We start from the raw sequence: 18,319 nt of genomic DNA on the forward strand, positions 1-18,319 counted from the left end.
CCGCCTGTGGCGGCAGGTCATCAGCAAGGAGCTGACATGAAATTCCTCGATCTGGCCAAAGTCTACATTCGCTCCGGCGCGGGCGGGAACGGCTGCGTCAGCTTTCGCCGTGAAAAATTTATGGAATATGGCGGCCCCGACGGCGGCGACGGCGGCCGTGGCGGGTCAGTCTGGGTCGAGGTGACCGAGGGGCTGAATACGCTGATTGATTTCCGCTATCAGCAGCACTTTTTTGCCAAGAACGGCCAATCCGGCATGGGGCGCCAGCGCACCGGCAAGGATGGCGATGATATCGTGCTGCGCGTGCCGGTTGGCACGGAGATCATGGATGAGGATCAGGAAACCGTTCTTGCGGATCTGACGGAGGTCGGTGAGCGTTTTCTCCTGGCCAAGGGCGGCAATGGCGGCTTTGGCAACCTGCATTTCAAAAGCGCGACAAATCAGGCGCCGCGCCGGGCCAACTCCGGTCAGGACGGGATTGAGCGGACCATCTGGCTGCGGCTGAAACTGATCGCGGACGTCGGCCTGTTGGGCCTGCCCAACGCCGGCAAATCAACCTTTCTCTCGGCGACATCCAACGCCCGGCCAAAAATCGCGGACTACCCGTTTACAACGCTGCATCCGAATCTCGGCGTTGTTGGCATCGACGGGGTTGAGTTCGTTGTGGCCGATATCCCCGGTCTGATCGCAGGCGCCCATGAGGGGCGCGGGATCGGTGACCGCTTCCTTGGCCATGTTGAGCGCTGTGCCGTTCTGCTGCATTTGGTGGATGGGACATCGGAAACCGTGGCGGAGGACTACCAGACCATCATCAATGAGCTGGAGGCCTATGGCGGCGAGCTGGCGGACAAGCCGCGCATCACTGCGCTGAACAAGGTCGACTCCCTTGATGATGAGGAACGCGCGGAGGCCAAAGCAGAGCTGGAAGCCGCCGTCGGCGGTCCCGTCTTCATGATGTCCGGCGTCAGCCGGGAGGGTCTGAACGAGGTGCTGCGTGCCATGCGTACGCAGATCGACGAAGATCGTCTGCGCCAGAAACCTCAGGGGGAGCAGGGCACGTGGCAACCCTGACCGACGCCCGGCGTATTGTCGTCAAGATCGGGTCCGCCCTGCTGGTGGACCGGAACAGCGGCGCATTGCGGGCGGATTGGTTGCGGGCCTTGGCAGAGGATGTTGCCTGGCTGAAATCCATGGGCAAGGACGTGATCCTTGTATCCTCGGGATCCATCGCCCTGGGGCGTCGCGTGCTCGATCTTGCGGCGCGGGAGCTGCCGCTGGAGCAATCGCAGGCGGCAGCGGCGGTCGGCCAGATCCGTCTCGCGCGCGCCTATGAGGAAGCGCTTGCGCCGCATGAAATCACCACCGGGCAGGTGTTGGTGACACTCGAAGACAGCACCGATCGCCGTCGCTACCTGAATTCTCGTGCGACGCTGGAGACGTTGATCGGCCTCGGCGTGGTGCCCATCGTCAATGAAAACGACACCATTGCCACCGATGAGATCCGCTATGGCGACAACGACCGACTGGCGGCGCAGGTTGCGGTGACCGTCGGAGCTGATGCGCTGATCCTGCTGTCGGACGTTGACGGTTTTTACAGCGCCAATCCGGTGCTGGACCCGACTGCGCAGCGTTATGATCGGATTGACCACATCACAGCCGAGATCGAGGCGATGGCCGGGGATGGCGTCTCTGGCCTCTCCAAGGGCGGGATGATCACCAAATTGCTGGCCGCCAAGATGGCGACAGCGGCTGGCTGCGCCATGGCAATCACTGAAGGGTCGCGACACAACCCTCTGAAATTGCTGGAAGACGGTGCGCCGTCCACGTGGTTCTCGGCACAGGGTGATCCGCAGGTGGCGCGTAAACGCTGGATTGCAGCGATGAAAACCCGTGGCGTGATCACCATCGACGAAGGCGCGGCTCGGGCGCTAGGTCGCGGCAAGAGCCTGCTGCCCGCGGGCATCCGACATATCGAAGGAGACTTCGGCCGCGGCGATCCGCTGGCCATCCTTGGCCCAGACGGGCGGAAACTGGGGCAGGGGCTCAGCCGGTACACGGCTGAGGAAGCTGCCGCCATTCAGGGACGCCAGTCGGCCGAGATTGAAGCGATCCTTGGGTATGCGGGGCGCGCGGCCGTCATCCACCGCGATGATATGGCGCTGTAACCGTGATCTATGTTAGGGCTGACCCCGCCTGACCACCAGATGTGTCAAAGTGGGTCCACAAAAGGTTTCCAGTGATGAATGAGACGCAAGATATTGCTGCGCTGATGGCTGACATCGGCAAACGTGCAAAGCAAGCCGCCGCAAAACTGGCTGTTGCCAGTGCCGAATGCAAAACCGCCGCGCTGAATGCCGCTGCTGATGCGGTTTGGGACAAGCGGGCAGAGATATTGTCCGCCAATGCCAAGGATCTCGATTTCGGCCGCACCAAGGGGCTGTCGCCTGCGATGATGGACCGTCTGGCGCTGGATGAAGACCGGATTGCCGGAATTGTCTCCGGTCTGCGGGCGGTCGCAGCACAGGCCGATCCGGTGGGAGAAGTGCTGGCGGAATGGTCGCAACCCTCTGGGCTTCAGATCCAGCGTGTTCGCACACCGCTTGGCGTGATCGGTGTCATCTACGAAAGCCGCCCGAATGTCACCGCCGATGCCGGCGCGCTCTGCCTGAAGTCGGGTAATGCGGTGATCCTGCGCGGTGGCTCGGAAAGTTTTCACTCGAGCCAGGCCATCCACGCCTGCCTTGTTGCGGGTCTGCGCAGCGCCGATCTGCCGGAGGATGCGGTCCAGCTGGTCCCGACGCGCGACCGTGCAGCGGTGCAGGAACTGCTGACGATGACCGATACGGTCGATGTGATTGTTCCGCGTGGTGGCAAGGGGTTGGTCGGTCTTGTCCAGCGCGAGGCCCGAGTGCCGGTCTTTGCGCATTTGGAGGGGATCGTGCATATTTACCTCGACAAGGCTGCAGATCCGCAAAAGGCGCTGGAGATCGTGCTGAATGCCAAGACGCGCCGCACTGGCATCTGTGGCGCTGCGGAATGCTTACTCATCCACCGGGATATCGCGGATACGATTGGGCGCGACGTGCTGACCGCGCTGGCCGCCGCCGGTGTGGAAATCCGCGCCGAGGCTGGTCTGCCGGGCCCGGATGGCATGACAGAGGCAACCGAAGCCGATTGGGGCTGCGAATATCTGGATGCGATCATTGCCGCCAGACAGGTCCAGGATCTGGACGCGGCCATCGCCCATATCCGCGCGCATCATTCGCAGCACACCGATTGTATCATCACCGAGGATGACGGCGCCGTTGCGCAGTTCTTTGCTGAGCTGGACAGCGCGATCCTGATGCACAATGCCTCAACCCAGTTTGCGGATGGTGGTGAATTTGGCATGGGGGCCGAGATCGGTATTGCAACCGGGAAGATGCACGCGCGGGGCCCCGTGGGCGCGGCGCAGCTGACCAGCTTCAAATATCTGGTGCGCGGGAACGGTGCGGTCCGCAGCTGACAGCATCCAACCCATCTGACATAATAAAAGCGCTGCAAGTGATTGCGGCGCTTTCATATTTCGGTCGCCTGATGCGGGTTAGAAGTGGATCGTCACCCGCTCCAATGTCTGTTCCACACGCACGGTGCGCCCCAGATCCTTCGCCGCTTCGGGCAGCATGGCGAATTGGACCAGCGCCGGGGTCACTGTTGCCGAAGAGGTGCCGCCGCTGACGCGCGCCCACAGATCATCGTCGATATTCAGCTTGCTGCCTTCGCCGATGACGGTCCATTTGCCATCCGCGCAGAGGATCTTGACCGTGCCGCCATAGGGCAGGCCGGTTTCGAGGCACAAAGCGGCAAGAAAGGCGAGACGCACCTCGGTCCTGCTCGAGGCCTCCTGCGGCGCCCATTGATATTTCAGCCGCCCGCCCTTGCCGATGTCTTCCAGGACCGACACCACTTCGGCGCGGCTGATCTGCTGTTCGCTGGCTGCGCCAAAGGCAATCCGGAAGAACCGGATACGGGCATTGGCATTGGCCACGCTGTCGGAGATCAGCTCCAGCTCGGGGCCGGACATATCCCCAGACATTCCAAGCAGTTCGAGCCCGTTGTTGATCGCGCCGATCGGGCTGATCAGGTCATGACAGATACGCGACCCTATCAAAGCCGCGAGATTAGCGTTATCTACTGACATATCTTTCCTCCGAAGTGGGCCATCACGCATGAACGACCTCAACGCTATACTTGCCCCTGGCATGTTCGTGACCCACCCCAACCACCCGGAATGGGGGACGGGGCAGGTCCAGTCCAACGCCGCCGGCAAGATCACCGTTAACTTTCCCGATCAGGGCAAGGTGGTGTTCAACAGCGCGCAGGTGGCCCTTATTCCAGTCTTTGATCCGTCATAAGCGTTGATGAACGGTTAACGCCTGTTCACCAATTTGAACGAAACTTGCACATGCCGTGCCTTATAGGCTAGCTGCACGCAAGGCAAACCATTGATGAGCAAGCTCATGGGCGGCAGTTCTCCTGCATTTCAGGTCAAACTGGCACAGACATCGGCGGATTTACGCGCGGCGCAGGCGCTCAGATACGACGTTTTTGTCAGTGAGCTTGGCGGGGGCGGCGCGCTGGTGGATCACGAGGCAGGGCTGGAGCAGGATCGTTTCGATGCGTTTTTCGACCATCTGTTGCTCTGGGACCAGACGCGCGATGCGGTGGTTGGCGTCTACCGGGTGCTGCGTGGCGATCAGGCGCTTTTGGCCGGGCAATTCTATTCCGAGGATGAATATGACCTCTCTAAACTGAGAGCTTCGGGTCGTAAGCTGTTGGAATTGGGGCGTTCCTGCCTGCACCCGGATTATCGGGGCGGAACCGCGATGTTTCACCTTTGGTCCGCGCTGTCAGCCTATGTGGCCGAGCATGAGATCGAGGTGCTGTTTGGCGTTGCCAGTTTTCATGGGACGGAGGTTGCGCCGCTGGCCAATGCGCTGTCATCGCTGCACCACAACCATCTCGCGCCGGAAGACCTGCGGCCGGTTTCGCGCAGCTACCAATCCATGGACCTGATCCCGGCAGGCGATCTGGACCGTCGCCGCGCCATGCTGGACACGCCGGCGCTGATCAAGGCCTACCTGCGGCTTGGCGGCTGCGTGGGCGATGGCGCCTATATCGACCATGATTTCAACACCACCGATATCTGTCTTGTGCTGGACACTGCACGCATGAACGCGCGTCAGCGACGGATCTACGAGGCAGGGCGCAGCGAGCCATGACCACTTGGGAGGGAGAGGACGCGCCGCCTCCGATCAAGATCAGCGCCATTGGATGGGTGTTGATCCTCGGTCGCGGCCTATGTCTGGGCACGTTGGTCTTTGGCGGCTTGCTGGTGCTGCTGCTGGTGCGCCTGATCGAACGGCCGCTTTGTGGTCTCAGTCGGCCGGTGACGCCGTTCATCACGCAATGTGTCTGCCGCAATGCCTTTCGTATTCTGGGCATCGGGTTCCGCACCGAAGGCTCATTGATGACGCAACGCGGCGCAGTGGTCGCCAACCATACGTCATGGCTGGATATTTTTGCTCTGAACGCCCGCAAGCGGATCTATTTCGTCTCCAAGGCGGAGGTTGCCTCATGGCCGGGTATTGGCTGGCTGGCACGGGCAACGGGCACGGTGTTCATCAAACGCGACGCAAGGGAAGCGCGCCGACAGACGGCATTGTTCCAGCAGCGCCTGCTGCTGGGGCACAAGCTGCTGTTCTTTCCCGAAGGGACATCGACCGACGGGCTGCGGGTGCTGCCGTTCAAGACAACGCTTTTTGCGGCGTTCTTTCACCCCGAGCTGCGCGATATGATCTCGATCCAGCCGGTTTCGGTGGTGTTCTACCCGCCAAATGGAGAGGATCCGCGGTTTTATGGTTGGTGGGGAGACATGGATTTCGGCTCACATCTGCTGAAAACAATGGCGTCGCTGCGTCAGGGCGAGGTGGTGCTGCACTATCATACTCCGCTGCGGGTGTCCGATTTCGCCGATCGCAAGGCCCTTGCGACCGCCTGCGAAGCCGAGGTCAGCGCCGGACATACCGCGCTTTGGCAGCGCATTGGGCAGGGCGCGCGCTGAAATGGCCGGGGCAGGGCGCGGATATATCTTTTGCCCTTGCGCATCCTTCAGCGCTGGCATATACGCGCGCCATTCAATCCGCAGGTGGGGATTGGCCTGACCGGGGGAGACATCCCTGGCAGACCGCCGGTTGGAGCATCCGCTCTGAGACCCCCGCCGAGGCACGAAACCGGAAAAGGAAAAGATACATGGCTCTTCCCGAGTTCTCCATGCGTCAGCTGCTTGAGGCAGGCGTACACTTTGGTCACCAAACCCAGCGCTGGAACCCGCGCATGTCGCCCTTCATCTATGGCGCACGCAACGGCATCCACATTCTGGACCTGACCCAGACCGTTCCCATGCTGGACGCAGCTCTGAACGCTGTCCGCGACACCGTCGCCAAGGGCGGCCGGATCCTGTTCGTCGGCACCAAGCGTCAGGCGGCTCAGCCGATCGCAGACGCAGCTGAGAAATCCGCTCAGTACTTCATGAACCACCGCTGGCTCGGTGGCACGCTGACCAACTGGAAAACCGTTTCCCAGTCGATCAACCGCCTGAAGGAAATCGACGAGAAAATGGCGTCCGGCGCCGAAGGCCTGACCAAGAAAGAGCGTCTGGGCATGGAGCGTGACCAGCTGAAGCTGGAAGCCTCGCTCGGTGGTATCCGCGAGATGGGTGGCGTTCCTGACCTGCTGTTCGTCATCGACGTGAAAAAAGAAGCGCTGGCCATCGCCGAAGCCAACAAGCTGGGTATCCCGGTTGTGGCCATCGTCGACACCAACTGCTCGCCCGATGGTGTTGACTACATCATCCCCGGCAACGACGACGCGGCCCGCGCCATCGCGCTTTACTGCGATCTGGTCGCCCGCGCTGCTCTGGACGGCATGTCCGCACAGCTCGGCGCCGCAGGCGTTGATCTTGGCGCCCTGGAAGAGGCACCGGCAGAAGAAGCCGTTGCTGAAGACGCCGCTGCTGACGCCTGATCCGTCCTGTCACGGAGTTGACATGCGGGGCAGGCTATCACCTGCCCCATATCCGTTTTTGAATTGAGGAGAGCCTAAGATGGCAATTACTGCATCCATGGTTAAGGAACTGCGCGACAGCACCGGCGCAGGCATGATGGACGCCAAGAAGGCGCTGACCGAAACCAATGGCGACATGGAAGCCGCCGTTGACTGGCTGCGCACCAAGGGTCTGGCAAAAGCGGCCAAGAAATCCGGCCGTACCGCCGCAGAAGGCCTGGTCGCCGTGGTCGTCGAAGGCAACAAAGGTGTTGCCGTCGAAGTGAACTCGGAAACCGACTTTGTCGGCAAAAACGCCGAGTTCCAGGAAATGGTGTCCGGCATTGCCAAGACCGCAGTGAACGCAGCCGATGTCGACGCGCTGCTGGCGGCGGACATGGGCGGCAAAACCGTTGCCGAAACCCTGACCGACAAGATCGCCACCATCGGTGAGAACATGGCCGTGCGCCGTATGGCCTCCCTCGAAGGTGAAACCGTTGTGTCCTATGTGCACAACGCTGCGACCGCAGGCATGGGCAAGATCGGCGTATTGGTTGCCATGAACGGCGGCGACGAAGCGATCGGCAAGCAGATTGCGATGCACATCGCAGCTGTGAACCCCGCCGCGCTGAGCGAAGCGGAGCTGGACGCCTCTGTTGTTGAGAAAGAAAAGCAGGTCCAGATGGACATCGCCCGCGAATCCGGCAAGCCGGAGCAGGTGATCGAGAAGATGATCGTCGGCCGCATGAAGAAATTCGTGGCTGAATCGACCCTGCTGAACCAGCAGTTCGTTGTGAACCCTGACCTGACCGTTGAAGAAGCGGCCAAGGAAGCGGGCGCCACCATCACCGGTTTCGTGCGTCTGGAAGTCGGCGAAGGCATCGAAGTCGAAAAAGAAGACTTCGCAGCTGAGGTTGCCAAGGCAGCCCAGGGCTAAGCCCGACGCGGGCTAACGCCCGACCGTAAGACAATTAAAGGCCGACGAACGCGTTTCGTCGGCCTTTTCCTTTGTGACAATGCAATATGAGAGGCGCGGCGATCAGGGGCAGGGCGCGTCAGCAGCGCCCAGATGGCAAAGCCCATGGCGCATATCATATTGGCAGTCATACGGTCGGAAGAGGGTGAGGGGCCTGTCGCGGGCCCATGTCAGGAAAGACATCGAATGGCCGCAACAAGCCCCTCAGAATATCCCGGCGCTGGCGCGGAACAATACGCGCAGCTACCGGACAGGTTAGAGAGCCTTGCAATCCCAAGGGTCATGCCCTGCGCCGTCCCAGGCCAAAGCCCCACTCACGGAACATGGTAAGTGTGCCTGTAGTTCTCCTATTGGGGAAGTAATGAATTCCATACCCAATTGCAGATAGATTGCGAAAATTGGAAGAAACTCTCTGAATATCAGCTGTAATATCCAATATATATTATAGGGATTATCAGTTCTCCATAATATACATCTGATTGTGAAGTGCCGCTTTTAGTACCGCATGGGCTGTTGTCTCAACGGCCAGTGCCTCGCGTGCCAGGCGCAGGTGTTTTTCGACGGTCGCAGGCGTCAGCCCCATCAGAACCGCTATATCCTGAGTGGTCTTGCCGTCACCAACCCATTCCAACGCTTCTCTCTGGCGTTTTGTCAGGCTGCGGTTTGGGGGGTCATAAGGCATCGTGAGGATCTTCAGATGCGCGACATTGTTCATCAGAACGATATCATGCCCATGCGTTGCCCAGATCTCATCGACCTCATCCTGGCTGAGGGTTTCCTCCGCCGCCAAAGATATTGCGCCCTTGAACCGTTGAGAAGCCGAATAGAAGCTGACGGTGTAGCCCGCCTTTACCCCCATGGCCGTATTGAAATCGATCACTTTCTGCGCCTGTGGTGTCAGGCATTGATTTGCCATCTGCTGCTGCACCATGCGCCAGCTGCCGGCCCCTTCGTTGTTCAGCGCCCATTGCAACATCGGCGCGTCGAAATAGAGGCCGGAGTTTACGAAGCCTTTCACGTATTCGGTGCAGTGATTGGACAGGATCACGAAATCTTCGGGGTCACCGAGCGAGGTTTTGGTCTTGTGACGCGTATAGCCGTAGATCAGCCGGTCAAAACGAAAGGCCTGCATCTGTTTGACGTGTTCCAGCCAAAGCTCCTCAAGCGTCCGCGCCCCGCATAGAAAGTCTATGTAGGCACGCAGCTTCATCCCGGTTTTTCCTGATTCAAATGGCTGTTGAGCGCATCAAGTGCCATCAGATAGCCCTGTGACCCAAATCCGCAGATCTGTCCAAGCGCGGCGCGCGCGATATAGGAGCGATGGCGAAATTCCTCGCGTGCATGGATGTTTGACAGGTGAACTTCAACCACCGGCAGGGCGATGGAAAAAATCGCATCCATCAGCGCGATGGAGGTATGGGTATAGGCGCCTGCATTGAGGATGATCCCGGCGTAGCTGCCGCGGGCCCCGTGCAGCGCATCAAGCAGCGCGCCTTCGTGATTGGACTGCTCGCACGTCACCGAAAGCCCGAGTGACGCGCCATGGTCGATGCAGCGTTGTTCAACCATCGCCAGCGTTTCATGCCCGTAAACCTCAGGCTGGCGCGTTCCCAACAGGTTCAGGTTGGGGCCGTTCAAAACCAGGATGTTGTGCATGTCGATATCCAATAACTCTGTGATGCCCCGATTGCCCGTCTTCCGCCCAATAGAGGACATTTGCCGTGGTGCGGGCTCGCCGGGATGGTCGCCAGTCTCCAGCCCTGCCGGCGCGTCGTTGGCTGGCCCAAGTGACAGGCGCAGGATCGGTTGGCCAGCCCGTCAGCGCTGCGGCCGCTCCGCCGTAATTCGCTCATATTGATATATATTTTAGAATAATATGCAAGCGAGCTATCGCTAACGTTGTCTTCTAGACGAGCAGTGTCAATCTGGCGTGTTTGTCAGGATGATCTTGCCCAGAACGCTTCTGTTTTGCATTTCTGTCAGGGCAGCAGCGGCTTCGGTCATCGGATACTGCGCGTGGATGCGCGGTCGAATGTCACCTTTGCAATAGAGCTCAAACAGCTCACCGACATTGGTGCGATGCTGCTCTGGCGCCCGCTGAACGGCGGCGCCCCAGAATACGCCGACGATCTGGCATCCTTTCAGGAGCGGCAGGTTCATCGGCATTTTTGCGATGCCGGCGGCAAAACCGACAACCAGATAGCGGCCCTGCCAGGCCATCGCGCGAAGCGCCGGTTCGGCATAGGGGCCGCCGACCGCATCATAGACCACATCGATCCCGGTTTTCCCCGCCATCGCCTTGAGGTTCTTTCCAAAGGCAATCTGGTCCTCCTTGTCGGGCGCATGGCCGTAGATCACCGTCGCATCCGCGCCGATCTTCTCGCAGAAGGCCGCCTTCTCGGCGGAGGACACCGCAGCGATGACACGCGCCCCTGCGGCCTTGGCGAGTTCGATTGCGGCAGAGCCAACCCCGCCAGCGGCGCCCAGCACCAGCACGGTCTCTCCCGGTTGCAGCTGTGCCCGCTCCTTCAGCGCGTGATGAGATGTGCCGTAGGTAAAGACAAAACCAGCCGCATCGAGATAGGGCATCTGATCGGGAATCTTGATGGCGCTGGCGGCAGGGACGCAGATATGGGTGGCAAACCCGCCGTATCCCGTCAACGCCAGAACCCGGTCGCCGATGTTCAGATTATCGACGTCCTTGCCAAGGGCGATAACCTCGCCCGCGATTTCACCGCCCGGTGCAAAGGGACGCGGTGGTTTGATCTGATAGAGGTCCTGTATCATCAGAGTATCAGGATAGTTCACGCTGGCGGCATGGATCGCCACAAGCACATCCCTGGGGCCGGGGACGGGATCGTCCTGTGCGCTCCACTGCAGGGTTTCGGGGCCGCCTGGAGCGGTGGAGAGCATCGCATGCATGAGTGATTATCCTGTCATGGTGGCCGAACCCTGGCCGGTGTGACGTCAAGTCTTCTGTGCAGATCTTGCGTTGTCAATGAATTTGCGAAATGCAATTCTGCTCTGCAAACGATCTGTTTTCCAACCGGAAAGCGGCCTGAATTCTGCTGGATAAGGGGCTGGAAATGAAGAAAAATTACCTCACCCAGGGTGGGCAGCCTATGCCCAAAGCCCTGCAGGGGCTTGGGCTGCCGTTGATTGGCGCGCCGCTGTTCATCATATCCGTGCCCGACCTCGTCATTGCCCAATGCAAGGCCGGAATCGTTGGGTCCTTCCCGGCGCTGAACGCGCGTGAGGCTGAGGGCGAGCCGCCGCTTCTGCAAGCCTGGTTGAAACAGATCACCGAGGCGCTGGACCGCCATAACCAGGACAACCCGGATCATCCGGCGGCACCCTTTGCGGTCAATCAGATTGTTCACCGGTCAAATACCAGGCTGGAGCGTGATCTTGAGATCTGTCATCGCTGGAAGGTGCCGCTGTGGATCACATCACTGGGGGCGCGACCGGAGGTGAATGAGGTGGCTCACGATTGCGGCGGCATCGTGCTGCATGATGTGATCAACAATCGCTTTGCCCATAAGGCCATCGAGAAGGGCGCAGATGGTCTGATCGCGGTTGCCGCAGGGGCAGGCGGCCATGCCGGGCAGCTGTCGCCGCTGGCGCTGATCAGCGAAATCCGCAGCTGGTTTCACGGCCCCCTTGCGCTGTCGGGAGCAATCGCCAATGGCCGCTCTCTGCTGGCGGCCCGGGCGCTGGGGGCCGATTTCGGCTATGCCGGGTCACCTTTTATCGCCACTGAGGAAGCCAATGCGCAGCAGGCGTACAAGCAGATGATCGTCGACAGCAGTGCCGATGATATCGTCTATTCCTCATTGTTTACAGGTGTTTCTGGTAACTACCTGCGTGGTTCCATTCAGAAGGCGGGGCTTGATCCCGACAATCTGGCCAGCGCCGATGCGACGGCGATGAATTTCGCCGGTGGGTCATCCAAGCCCAAGGCCTGGAAGGAGATCTGGGGATCCGGTCAAGGTATCGGGGCGGTCACAGAGGTGCAGCCGGTCGCCACATTGGTTGCGGAGATCGCCGCCGATTACGAGGCCGCGGGCAGAGCGCTGGCGGCAGAGTTTACCACAATCGGAGACGTATAATGGTACGCGGCAGTTCAAACGGCAAAGACCGCAGCGGCTCTGATCGTGAACAAGGCGCAGCGGCGCTGGATTTGCGCGCTATAGAGCATTACATGCGCGGACGGCTGCCGGGCTTTGACGGGCCGATCACAGCCCGCAAATTCCAGAACGGCCAGTCCAATCCCACCTATCTGTTGTCGACCGATGCGGGGCAATATGTGCTGCGGCGCAAACCACCCGGTGTGCTGCTGAAATCCGCCCATGCGGTCGAGCGTGAGTTTCGTGTTCAGACCGCGTTGCGCAACACCGAAGTGCCGGTCGCCATGATGCATCATCTCTGCGAGGATGATAGCGTCATCGGATCGTCTTTTTACTTGATGGAACATGTGGTTGGGCGGAATTTCTCAGACCCGTCACTGCCGGATCTGTCGCCGACCGAGCGTGGCGCGGTGATGGATGAAATAAGCCGCGTGCTGGCGGCGCTACACGGGGTTGATGTCACCGCTGTCGGTCTGTCCGACTACGGGCCCGAGGGCAATTACTTCACGCGCCAGCTGGCGCGGTGGAGCAAGCAGTATCGCGCCAGCGAGGTCGAAACCATTGCCGAAATGGATGATCTGATCGCCGCGCTGGATGCGCAGATGCCTGCGGATGATGGGCAGCGCGGATTGGTGCACGGTGATTACCGCATCGACAATATGATCTTTGCTGCAGAGGGAACCAACTGTCGTGCGGTGCTCGACTGGGAGCTGTCGACGATCGGCCACCCCTATGCAGATCTCGCCGGGGTCATCATGCAGTGGCAGATGCCACCCGGCCGCGAGGGGCGCGGACTGGCCGGGCTTGACCGGCGCGAGCTTGGTCTGCCATCAGATAAAGCCTTTATTGCAAGCTATTGTAAACGCAGAGGTTTGCCCGGAGTTGATAACTTTGGCTATTATCTCTCCTTCAGCTTCTTTCGGATGGCTGCGATCCTGCAGGGTGTGCGCAAAAGAGGGCTTGATGGCAATGCGTCAAACCCCGAACATGCAGCGCGACTGGGCGCATTTGTGCCGGAGTTTGCGCGCGCCGGGCTCGCCGCGTTGACGCGTAGTTTTGACTAGGCCAAGCGGCCAAGGGGACAGGGCATGGACAGCAACCACACAGCGTCAGCGGATGCGGAGAAAGACCGCAATTTTGTCACCGCCTTGGCGCGGGGGCTGGATGTGCTGCGCGCGTTTCGGCGCAATGAGCTGGAGCTGACCAACACTGATCTGGCCGACCGCACAGGCCTGCCAAAGCCGACCGTATCGCGGCTGACCTATACCCTGTGCCAATTGGGCTACCTCGTGCAGGATCCGCAGTCGGGGACGTATCGGTTGGGGGCAGGGGTTCTGCGTCTGGGCTATGGCGTGCTGGCGGGAATGGATATCAGCGACCGTGCCTCGCAAATCCTGCGGGATCTGAGGAATGGAGAAAATTCCTATATTACCAGCGCATTAGGCGAAGCACATCATGCTGACGTCATCTATATCGCGGTGCATCGCTCGCGCGAGGATGTCTCGCTTGCGGCACATGTCGGGATGCGTCTGCCGTTGTTTTTCTCGGCCGTTGGCCGCGCCATTCTGGCCGGCATGTCACCCGATCAGCGGACGGAGAGCCTGAAGATCGCCGACGCGCTTGACCCTGAGGGAAAACAGGCGCGGCAGGATTGTCTGGGTCGCGCGCAGGAGGAATATGCGGCACGGGGCTTTTGCACCGGCTATGGCGATTGGCGCGAGGATGTGAACGGTATCGCGGTGCCGGTTGTCTCGCTGAACGGGACACGGGTCTACGGGCTGAATGTCGGTGGACCGTCTTTTCACGTAAGCCGTGCCGTTCTGGAACAGCGCTACGCCGATCAGCTGATTTCTGCTGCCGAAACCTTAAGTATGCGCCCCTAGCGGTAACCCTTTGCCAAAGCGGGGGCGATATAGCTTTATGCGTGGTTTTACGTAGGTCAAAATACTCGACCTCAGTCGGCAAACCACGCATGATATCGCAAACAGCTGGCAGCAGATCGCCAGCCCAAAGGGAAGAGGCAGAGATGACACAGAGCGACTGGTTGTTCCGGCAGTCACATGGGGACGGGGTTGTCGAACTCAAACTATCACGGGCCCCGGTTAATGCGTTGTCGCCCGAGTTCCTGATGGATTTCGCCAATGTAATCAAAGAATTCGGAGAGGACCCTTCCGTCCGTGCGATCCTGTTGACCAGCGCGTTCAAGGTGTTCTCGGCAGGCCTCGATCTGAAAGCCGCGAAGGATTTCGATCTGGCAGGTCAGCGGGCTGCTGTGGATGGGCTGAACGAGGCGTTCCTCGCGCTTTACGCCTGTCCCAAGCCGGTGGTTGCGGCTGTTAATGGTGCGGCGATTGCCGGTGGCTTGTTCTTTGTCCTTTGCAGTGATGTGCGTGTAGCCCTGGTTAAATCCAAGTTTGGTCTTGCAGAAGTGCAGGCCGGGGTGGATTTTCCCGTGGCGCCGCTGGAGATCGCCCGGGCAACCCTCAGCCCCAATATTCAGCGGCGTTTGATGCTGACCGGGCAGACCATTGGGCCAATCGCAGCCCGCAACTTCGATATCGTTGATATCATTGCCGATGATGCCGAAGATCTGCTCGGATACGCACTGAAGGAAGCACGGACACTGGCGGACTTGCCCGCCGGAACCTACGGCGCGATCAAGCAGCAGCTCCGAGGCGAGACGATCGCCAGGATCAAGGCGGCGATGGCAGCGGAATCGGATGATACCCCCTGGTTTACCAGTGAAACCGTGCCAGCGATGACCAGGCTCATCGGCTGAGCCTTACCGATATCTGACGACAGGAGCCCCCATGGATGCCGCGCGGCTAGAAAACATCAGAAGATGGCAGCATCGCTATGTTGATCACCGCAGATATGCCGGCAGTTCGCTGCTGATCAACCGCGGCGGCGAAGAATGCTATTTCTACGCGGTTGGTCATCGCAATATCGCCGAAGATCTGCCATTCACCCGCGATACGGTGACACGGATCTATTCCATGACGAAACCGGTCACCTCGCTTGCATTGATGCTGCTGCTGGAACGCGGCCTGTTACATCTGGATGCGCCGGTGTCGGAATTTCTTCCTGAATTCATTGATATGCACTGTCTTATTGAGGGCGCGACCGATATTAACCAGACACAGCCCTGCCGCGCGCCCACGCTGCATGAGCTGCTGACCCATACCAGCGGATTGAGCTACCCGTTCAATCCGGGCTTGCTGGCAGAAGAAATGTCGAAAACGGATCTGATGTTCAAACCGGATCAGGGGCTTCTTGCGACGAAGGTCACGGAACTGGCCTCGCTTCCGCTTGCTTTTGAACCCGGAAAACGCTGGGAATACTCGGTTGGCATTGACGTGATTGGCCGGGTGATTGAGGTTGTAACCGGTGACAGCCTTGCGGCGTTCCTCAAGCGTGAGATATTTGACCCGCTTGGCATGGATCAAACCGCATTTCACACCTTAGCGGAAGCCGGTAACCGTCTGGCTTCATTATATTCTCCGCTGAGTGGCGATGCCATGGATTTGAATGGTGCAGAGCAGGGAGACGAAAGCCTGCGGCTGATTGATTGCTACGTCGATACGCCGTTTGACCGGGCCGAGATGCACTCTGGCGGCGGCGGCCTGCTCAGTACGATTGACGACTATATGCGCTTTGTTGAGTTGATCCGGTTGCGTGGGCGGTTGGGGAAACACCATCTGATCAGTCCACAAATCGTTGATTTCATGTGCCAAAACCACCTTCCAGGCGATATTGCGTCGATGGGACCGCAGAGCTTTGCGGAACAGCCGATGGAGGGGATGGGTTTTGGTCTCGGCGGCGCTGTTGTGCTTGATCCGGCGCGGGCGCGATGTCCGGGATCGGTGGGCGATTTCAGCTGGGGCGGTATGGCGTCGACGTTTTTCTGGGTTGACCCGCTGCTGGATCTGAGTGTCGTGTTTTTTACACAGCTGGCACCATCCAGCTCCTATCCGGCACGCGCGGAGCTAAAGGCGCTGGTTCACGGAGCGATAACGGGCTAATCCTGCCTGTCGGCCACGCCATGAGGGCAGGGTGACGCACAGTCGATGACCCGCGCAAAGATCAACAGGACGTAACAAATGCCTGACGCAGCTGAAATTTTGCTCAATCTTCTCGATCTTGAGGAACTGGACCGCAACCTCTATCGCGGAATTGGATCCGGTGGTGAGACGCCGACCCGGATTTACGGTGGTCAGGTTATCGCTCAGGCTTTGATGGCCGCTTATGCGACAGTCCCGGATCGTCTGTGCCATTCGCTGCACGCATATTTCATCCGTCCGGGCGATCCGTCAAAGCCGGTGATTTACGCGGTGGATCCGGCGCGGGATGGCGGCAGCTTTACCACCCGGCGGGTCACCGCCTTGCAGAATGGCAAGCAGATCCTGAATCTCGCGGCGTCCTTTCACATTGATGAACCGGGCTGGGAACATCAGCATGAGATCCCGGAGGTAAAGGCCCCCGATGCGCTGGTATCTCGTGACGTGTTGCTACGTGAGCTAGCCGAAACGCTGGATGGCCGACTGCGCGTAGAATTTTCCCGAGAACGCCCGTTCGAAATCCGCGATGTTGAGCCGCGCGATCCGATCAATCCCGGTAAATGCAGTGATATCAACCATATGTGGGTCAGGATGAAAGCCGCCAAGGACGCCAGCCCGCAGCTGCAACATGTGCTGATGGCTTATGTCTCTGACTATGGTTTGCTGGGCTCGGCGCTGCGTCCGCATGGTCTGAGCTTTGTAAAGGGACAGGCGATGACGGCCAGTCTCGATCACGCGATGTGGTTCCATGGACCGGTGAAATTCGACGACTGGCATCTCTATACGATGGATTCACCCTTTGCCGGAGGCGGCCGCGGCTTCAATCGCGGATCTATCTTCACGCAGGATGGCCGTTTGGTGGCGAGCGTCGCTCAGGAAGGTCTGATGCGGCCCATCGCCAAATCCTGATGCAGCCATTATTCTGAGTTTGGGGCGTCGAACTTGTCGCGCAACCGCTGCATACCAGTAATCCAGCGTCCAGTGTCGGCGGCCTTGGCCTGGATGTAGCTTGCCACCGTTGGGTGTGGAAGCACGAGAAATGTTTCGTTCTCAATGGCTTCTACGCAGATCCTTGCGACGTCCTCGGCGGTGATCATACCGTCTACAGCCGCAGCGCTATGTTCCAATCCTTCGGTCATGGCAGTTTTCACCGCTTGCGGACAAACGACGGAAACACCGATCCCTTGGTCGCCATGGGTGATCGCCAGCCATTCTGAAAACCCCACGGCGGCATGTTTGGTAACCCCGTAGCTGGCGGCGCCGATCTGGTTCAGCAAGCCGGCCGCCGAGGCGACATTCAGGAAATAACCGCCGCCACGTTCGAGCATACGTGGCACGAGATGCTGGGCGGCGGAAACATGCGCCATTACGTTTACATCCCAGCTGCGCTGCCAATCCGCAAGGGAGGTCTCCAGGCCGCCGATCCTGAGAATTCCGGCGTTCGAACAGAAAACATCAATCGGGCCGATATCGCGCTCGATCGCCTCGATCATCTGCGCCATGGCCTGGTCTGATCCGACGTCCACGGCAAAGGCGCTGCCACCAACATCATCGGCGGTATGCTGGGCACTGGCGCCATCAATATCGGCACAGATGATGTGCCGTGGGCCGTGCTTGGCGATCGTCAGCGCCAAAGCCCGCCCGATACCTGTGGCGGCGCCTGTGATAACAATCGTTTTGCCTTGCAAATCCATTTGGGCCTCAGCTGTCGTTGGAACATATGCTGTGCAACTGTTCGATGTTGCGGCCAAGCCTGCAACAGTGACGCTGCATCATATAAATTATACATAATACTGATTACAGGTAATATGTGTCGGTCCTACCACCCGTCGTACACCAAGGGTATTCTGATTTTACCGCTTGTTCATGGAAGTTGATCCATCTGGCAGATTTGCGCCTGCCAACATGCGGAACTTCATGGACGCTTTGTAGGATTGGCCTGGCCATCTGAGGTTACGCTGGCCCGGGTTTGCATGCCAGCAATGGGATTAACCCGCCGCCAGACGGGTTTGCCCCGATCTGGCATTGGTGTTTTGCAGCGGCGCAGGTCGATGACGGTTATTACCCATAGCAAC

General features: G+C 59.5%; 19 protein-coding genes. 14 read left to right on the forward strand and 5 right to left on the reverse strand.

Going from position 1 to position 18,319, the window contains the following annotated elements:
- The first annotated feature begins 36 nt into the window (after positions 1-36).
- The 3 genes from obgE (at position 37) to WLQ66_RS06610 (ending at position 3,505) form a co-directional block, all read left to right on the forward strand.
- Positions 37-1,071: a GTPase ObgE gene (gene obgE, locus WLQ66_RS06600; protein ID WP_340545557.1), complete on the forward strand. Its 1,035-nt coding sequence runs from the start codon at positions 37-39 to the stop codon at positions 1,069-1,071.
- Positions 1,059-2,165 carry a glutamate 5-kinase gene (proB, locus tag WLQ66_RS06605; protein WP_340545558.1) on the forward strand — a complete coding sequence of 369 codons (1,107 nt, stop codon included), beginning with the start codon at positions 1,059-1,061 and terminating at the stop codon, positions 2,163-2,165. Before obgE ends, proB begins: the two co-directional genes overlap by 13 nt.
- A 74-nt stretch (positions 2,166-2,239) precedes the next feature.
- The gene (locus WLQ66_RS06610) at positions 2,240-3,505 is read left to right on the forward strand and encodes a glutamate-5-semialdehyde dehydrogenase (protein WP_340545559.1); all 1,266 of its coding nucleotides are present in this window, start codon (positions 2,240-2,242) and stop codon (positions 3,503-3,505) included.
- A gap of 78 nt (positions 3,506-3,583) precedes the next feature.
- On the opposite strand, the gene WLQ66_RS06615 is transcribed toward WLQ66_RS06610, so the two are convergent.
- Positions 3,584-4,180, reverse strand: a complete 597-nt coding sequence (locus WLQ66_RS06615) for a histidine phosphotransferase family protein (RefSeq protein ID WP_340545560.1) — start codon at positions 4,178-4,180, stop codon at positions 3,584-3,586.
- Between the two features lie 28 nt (positions 4,181-4,208).
- Here WLQ66_RS06615 and WLQ66_RS06620 point away from each other — a divergent pair, with 28 nt between their 5' ends.
- The 5 genes from WLQ66_RS06620 to tsf all read left to right on the forward strand — a co-directional run bounded on the left by WLQ66_RS06620 (position 4,209) and on the right by tsf (position 8,020).
- Positions 4,209-4,394, forward strand: a complete 186-nt coding sequence (locus WLQ66_RS06620) for a DUF3553 domain-containing protein (protein ID WP_061049281.1) — start codon at positions 4,209-4,211, stop codon at positions 4,392-4,394.
- 105 nt (positions 4,395-4,499) lie between these two features.
- Positions 4,500-5,261: an L-ornithine N(alpha)-acyltransferase gene (gene olsB, locus WLQ66_RS06625; protein ID WP_340546318.1), complete on the forward strand. Its 762-nt coding sequence runs from the start codon at positions 4,500-4,502 to the stop codon at positions 5,259-5,261.
- Positions 5,258-6,103: a lyso-ornithine lipid O-acyltransferase gene (gene olsA / locus WLQ66_RS06630; protein WP_340545561.1), complete on the forward strand. Its 846-nt coding sequence runs from the start codon at positions 5,258-5,260 to the stop codon at positions 6,101-6,103. Before olsB ends, olsA begins: the two co-directional genes overlap by 4 nt.
- 188 nt (positions 6,104-6,291) lie before the next feature.
- Complete coding sequence (gene rpsB, locus WLQ66_RS06635) at positions 6,292-7,065, forward strand: 30S ribosomal protein S2 (RefSeq protein WP_340545562.1); 774 nt, start codon at positions 6,292-6,294, stop codon at positions 7,063-7,065.
- Between the two features lie 79 nt (positions 7,066-7,144).
- A complete protein-coding gene (tsf, locus tag WLQ66_RS06640) occupies positions 7,145-8,020 on the forward strand; it encodes a translation elongation factor Ts (RefSeq protein WP_340545563.1) in 876 nt (291 codons plus the stop codon).
- 493 nt (positions 8,021-8,513) lie between these two features.
- On the opposite strand, the gene WLQ66_RS06645 is transcribed toward tsf, so the two are convergent.
- The 3 genes from WLQ66_RS06645 to WLQ66_RS06655 all read right to left on the reverse strand — a co-directional run bounded on the left by WLQ66_RS06645 (position 8,514) and on the right by WLQ66_RS06655 (position 10,981).
- On the reverse strand, positions 8,514-9,269 hold the full coding sequence (locus WLQ66_RS06645) for a helix-turn-helix transcriptional regulator (RefSeq protein WP_340545564.1): 756 nt from the start codon (positions 9,267-9,269) through the stop codon (positions 8,514-8,516).
- Entirely contained in the window at positions 9,266-9,715 is a 450-nt protein-coding gene (gene aroQ, locus WLQ66_RS06650; protein WP_340545565.1) for a type II 3-dehydroquinate dehydratase, read from the reverse strand. Before aroQ ends, WLQ66_RS06645 begins: the two co-directional genes overlap by 4 nt.
- A 264-nt stretch (positions 9,716-9,979) precedes the next feature.
- The gene (locus tag WLQ66_RS06655) at positions 9,980-10,981 is read right to left on the reverse strand and encodes an NADPH:quinone oxidoreductase family protein (protein WP_340545566.1); all 1,002 of its coding nucleotides are present in this window, start codon (positions 10,979-10,981) and stop codon (positions 9,980-9,982) included.
- Positions 10,982-11,145: 164 nt separating this feature from the next.
- Between WLQ66_RS06655 and WLQ66_RS06660 the strand changes: the two genes are divergently transcribed.
- From WLQ66_RS06660 to WLQ66_RS06685, 6 genes are all read left to right on the forward strand, one after another.
- Positions 11,146-12,168, forward strand: coding sequence for an NAD(P)H-dependent flavin oxidoreductase (locus tag WLQ66_RS06660; RefSeq protein WP_340545567.1), 1,023 nt, complete (start codon positions 11,146-11,148; stop codon positions 12,166-12,168).
- Positions 12,169-12,260: 92 nt separating this feature from the next.
- The gene (locus WLQ66_RS06665; protein WP_340546319.1) at positions 12,261-13,250 is read left to right on the forward strand and encodes a phosphotransferase family protein; all 990 of its coding nucleotides are present in this window, start codon (positions 12,261-12,263) and stop codon (positions 13,248-13,250) included.
- A gap of 24 nt (positions 13,251-13,274) precedes the next feature.
- The gene (locus WLQ66_RS06670; protein ID WP_340545568.1) at positions 13,275-14,069 is read left to right on the forward strand and encodes an IclR family transcriptional regulator; all 795 of its coding nucleotides are present in this window, start codon (positions 13,275-13,277) and stop codon (positions 14,067-14,069) included.
- A gap of 143 nt (positions 14,070-14,212) precedes the next feature.
- The gene (locus WLQ66_RS06675; RefSeq protein ID WP_340545569.1) at positions 14,213-14,965 is read left to right on the forward strand and encodes an enoyl-CoA hydratase/isomerase family protein; all 753 of its coding nucleotides are present in this window, start codon (positions 14,213-14,215) and stop codon (positions 14,963-14,965) included.
- A 31-nt stretch (positions 14,966-14,996) separates the two neighbouring features.
- Positions 14,997-16,208: a serine hydrolase domain-containing protein gene (locus tag WLQ66_RS06680; protein ID WP_340545570.1), complete on the forward strand. Its 1,212-nt coding sequence runs from the start codon at positions 14,997-14,999 to the stop codon at positions 16,206-16,208.
- 78 nt (positions 16,209-16,286) lie between these two features.
- Positions 16,287-17,153 carry an acyl-CoA thioesterase gene (locus WLQ66_RS06685; protein ID WP_340545571.1) on the forward strand — a complete coding sequence of 289 codons (867 nt, stop codon included), beginning with the start codon at positions 16,287-16,289 and terminating at the stop codon, positions 17,151-17,153.
- Between the two features lie 8 nt (positions 17,154-17,161).
- On the opposite strand, the gene WLQ66_RS06690 is transcribed toward WLQ66_RS06685, so the two are convergent.
- Positions 17,162-17,938, reverse strand: coding sequence for an SDR family oxidoreductase (locus WLQ66_RS06690; protein ID WP_340545572.1), 777 nt, complete (start codon positions 17,936-17,938; stop codon positions 17,162-17,164).
- Positions 17,939-18,319: the final 381 nt, after the last annotated feature.

Source organism: Phaeobacter sp. A36a-5a (assembly GCF_037911135.1).
GTDB classification, from domain to species: Bacteria; Pseudomonadota; Alphaproteobacteria; order Rhodobacterales; family Rhodobacteraceae; genus Phaeobacter; species Phaeobacter bryozoorum.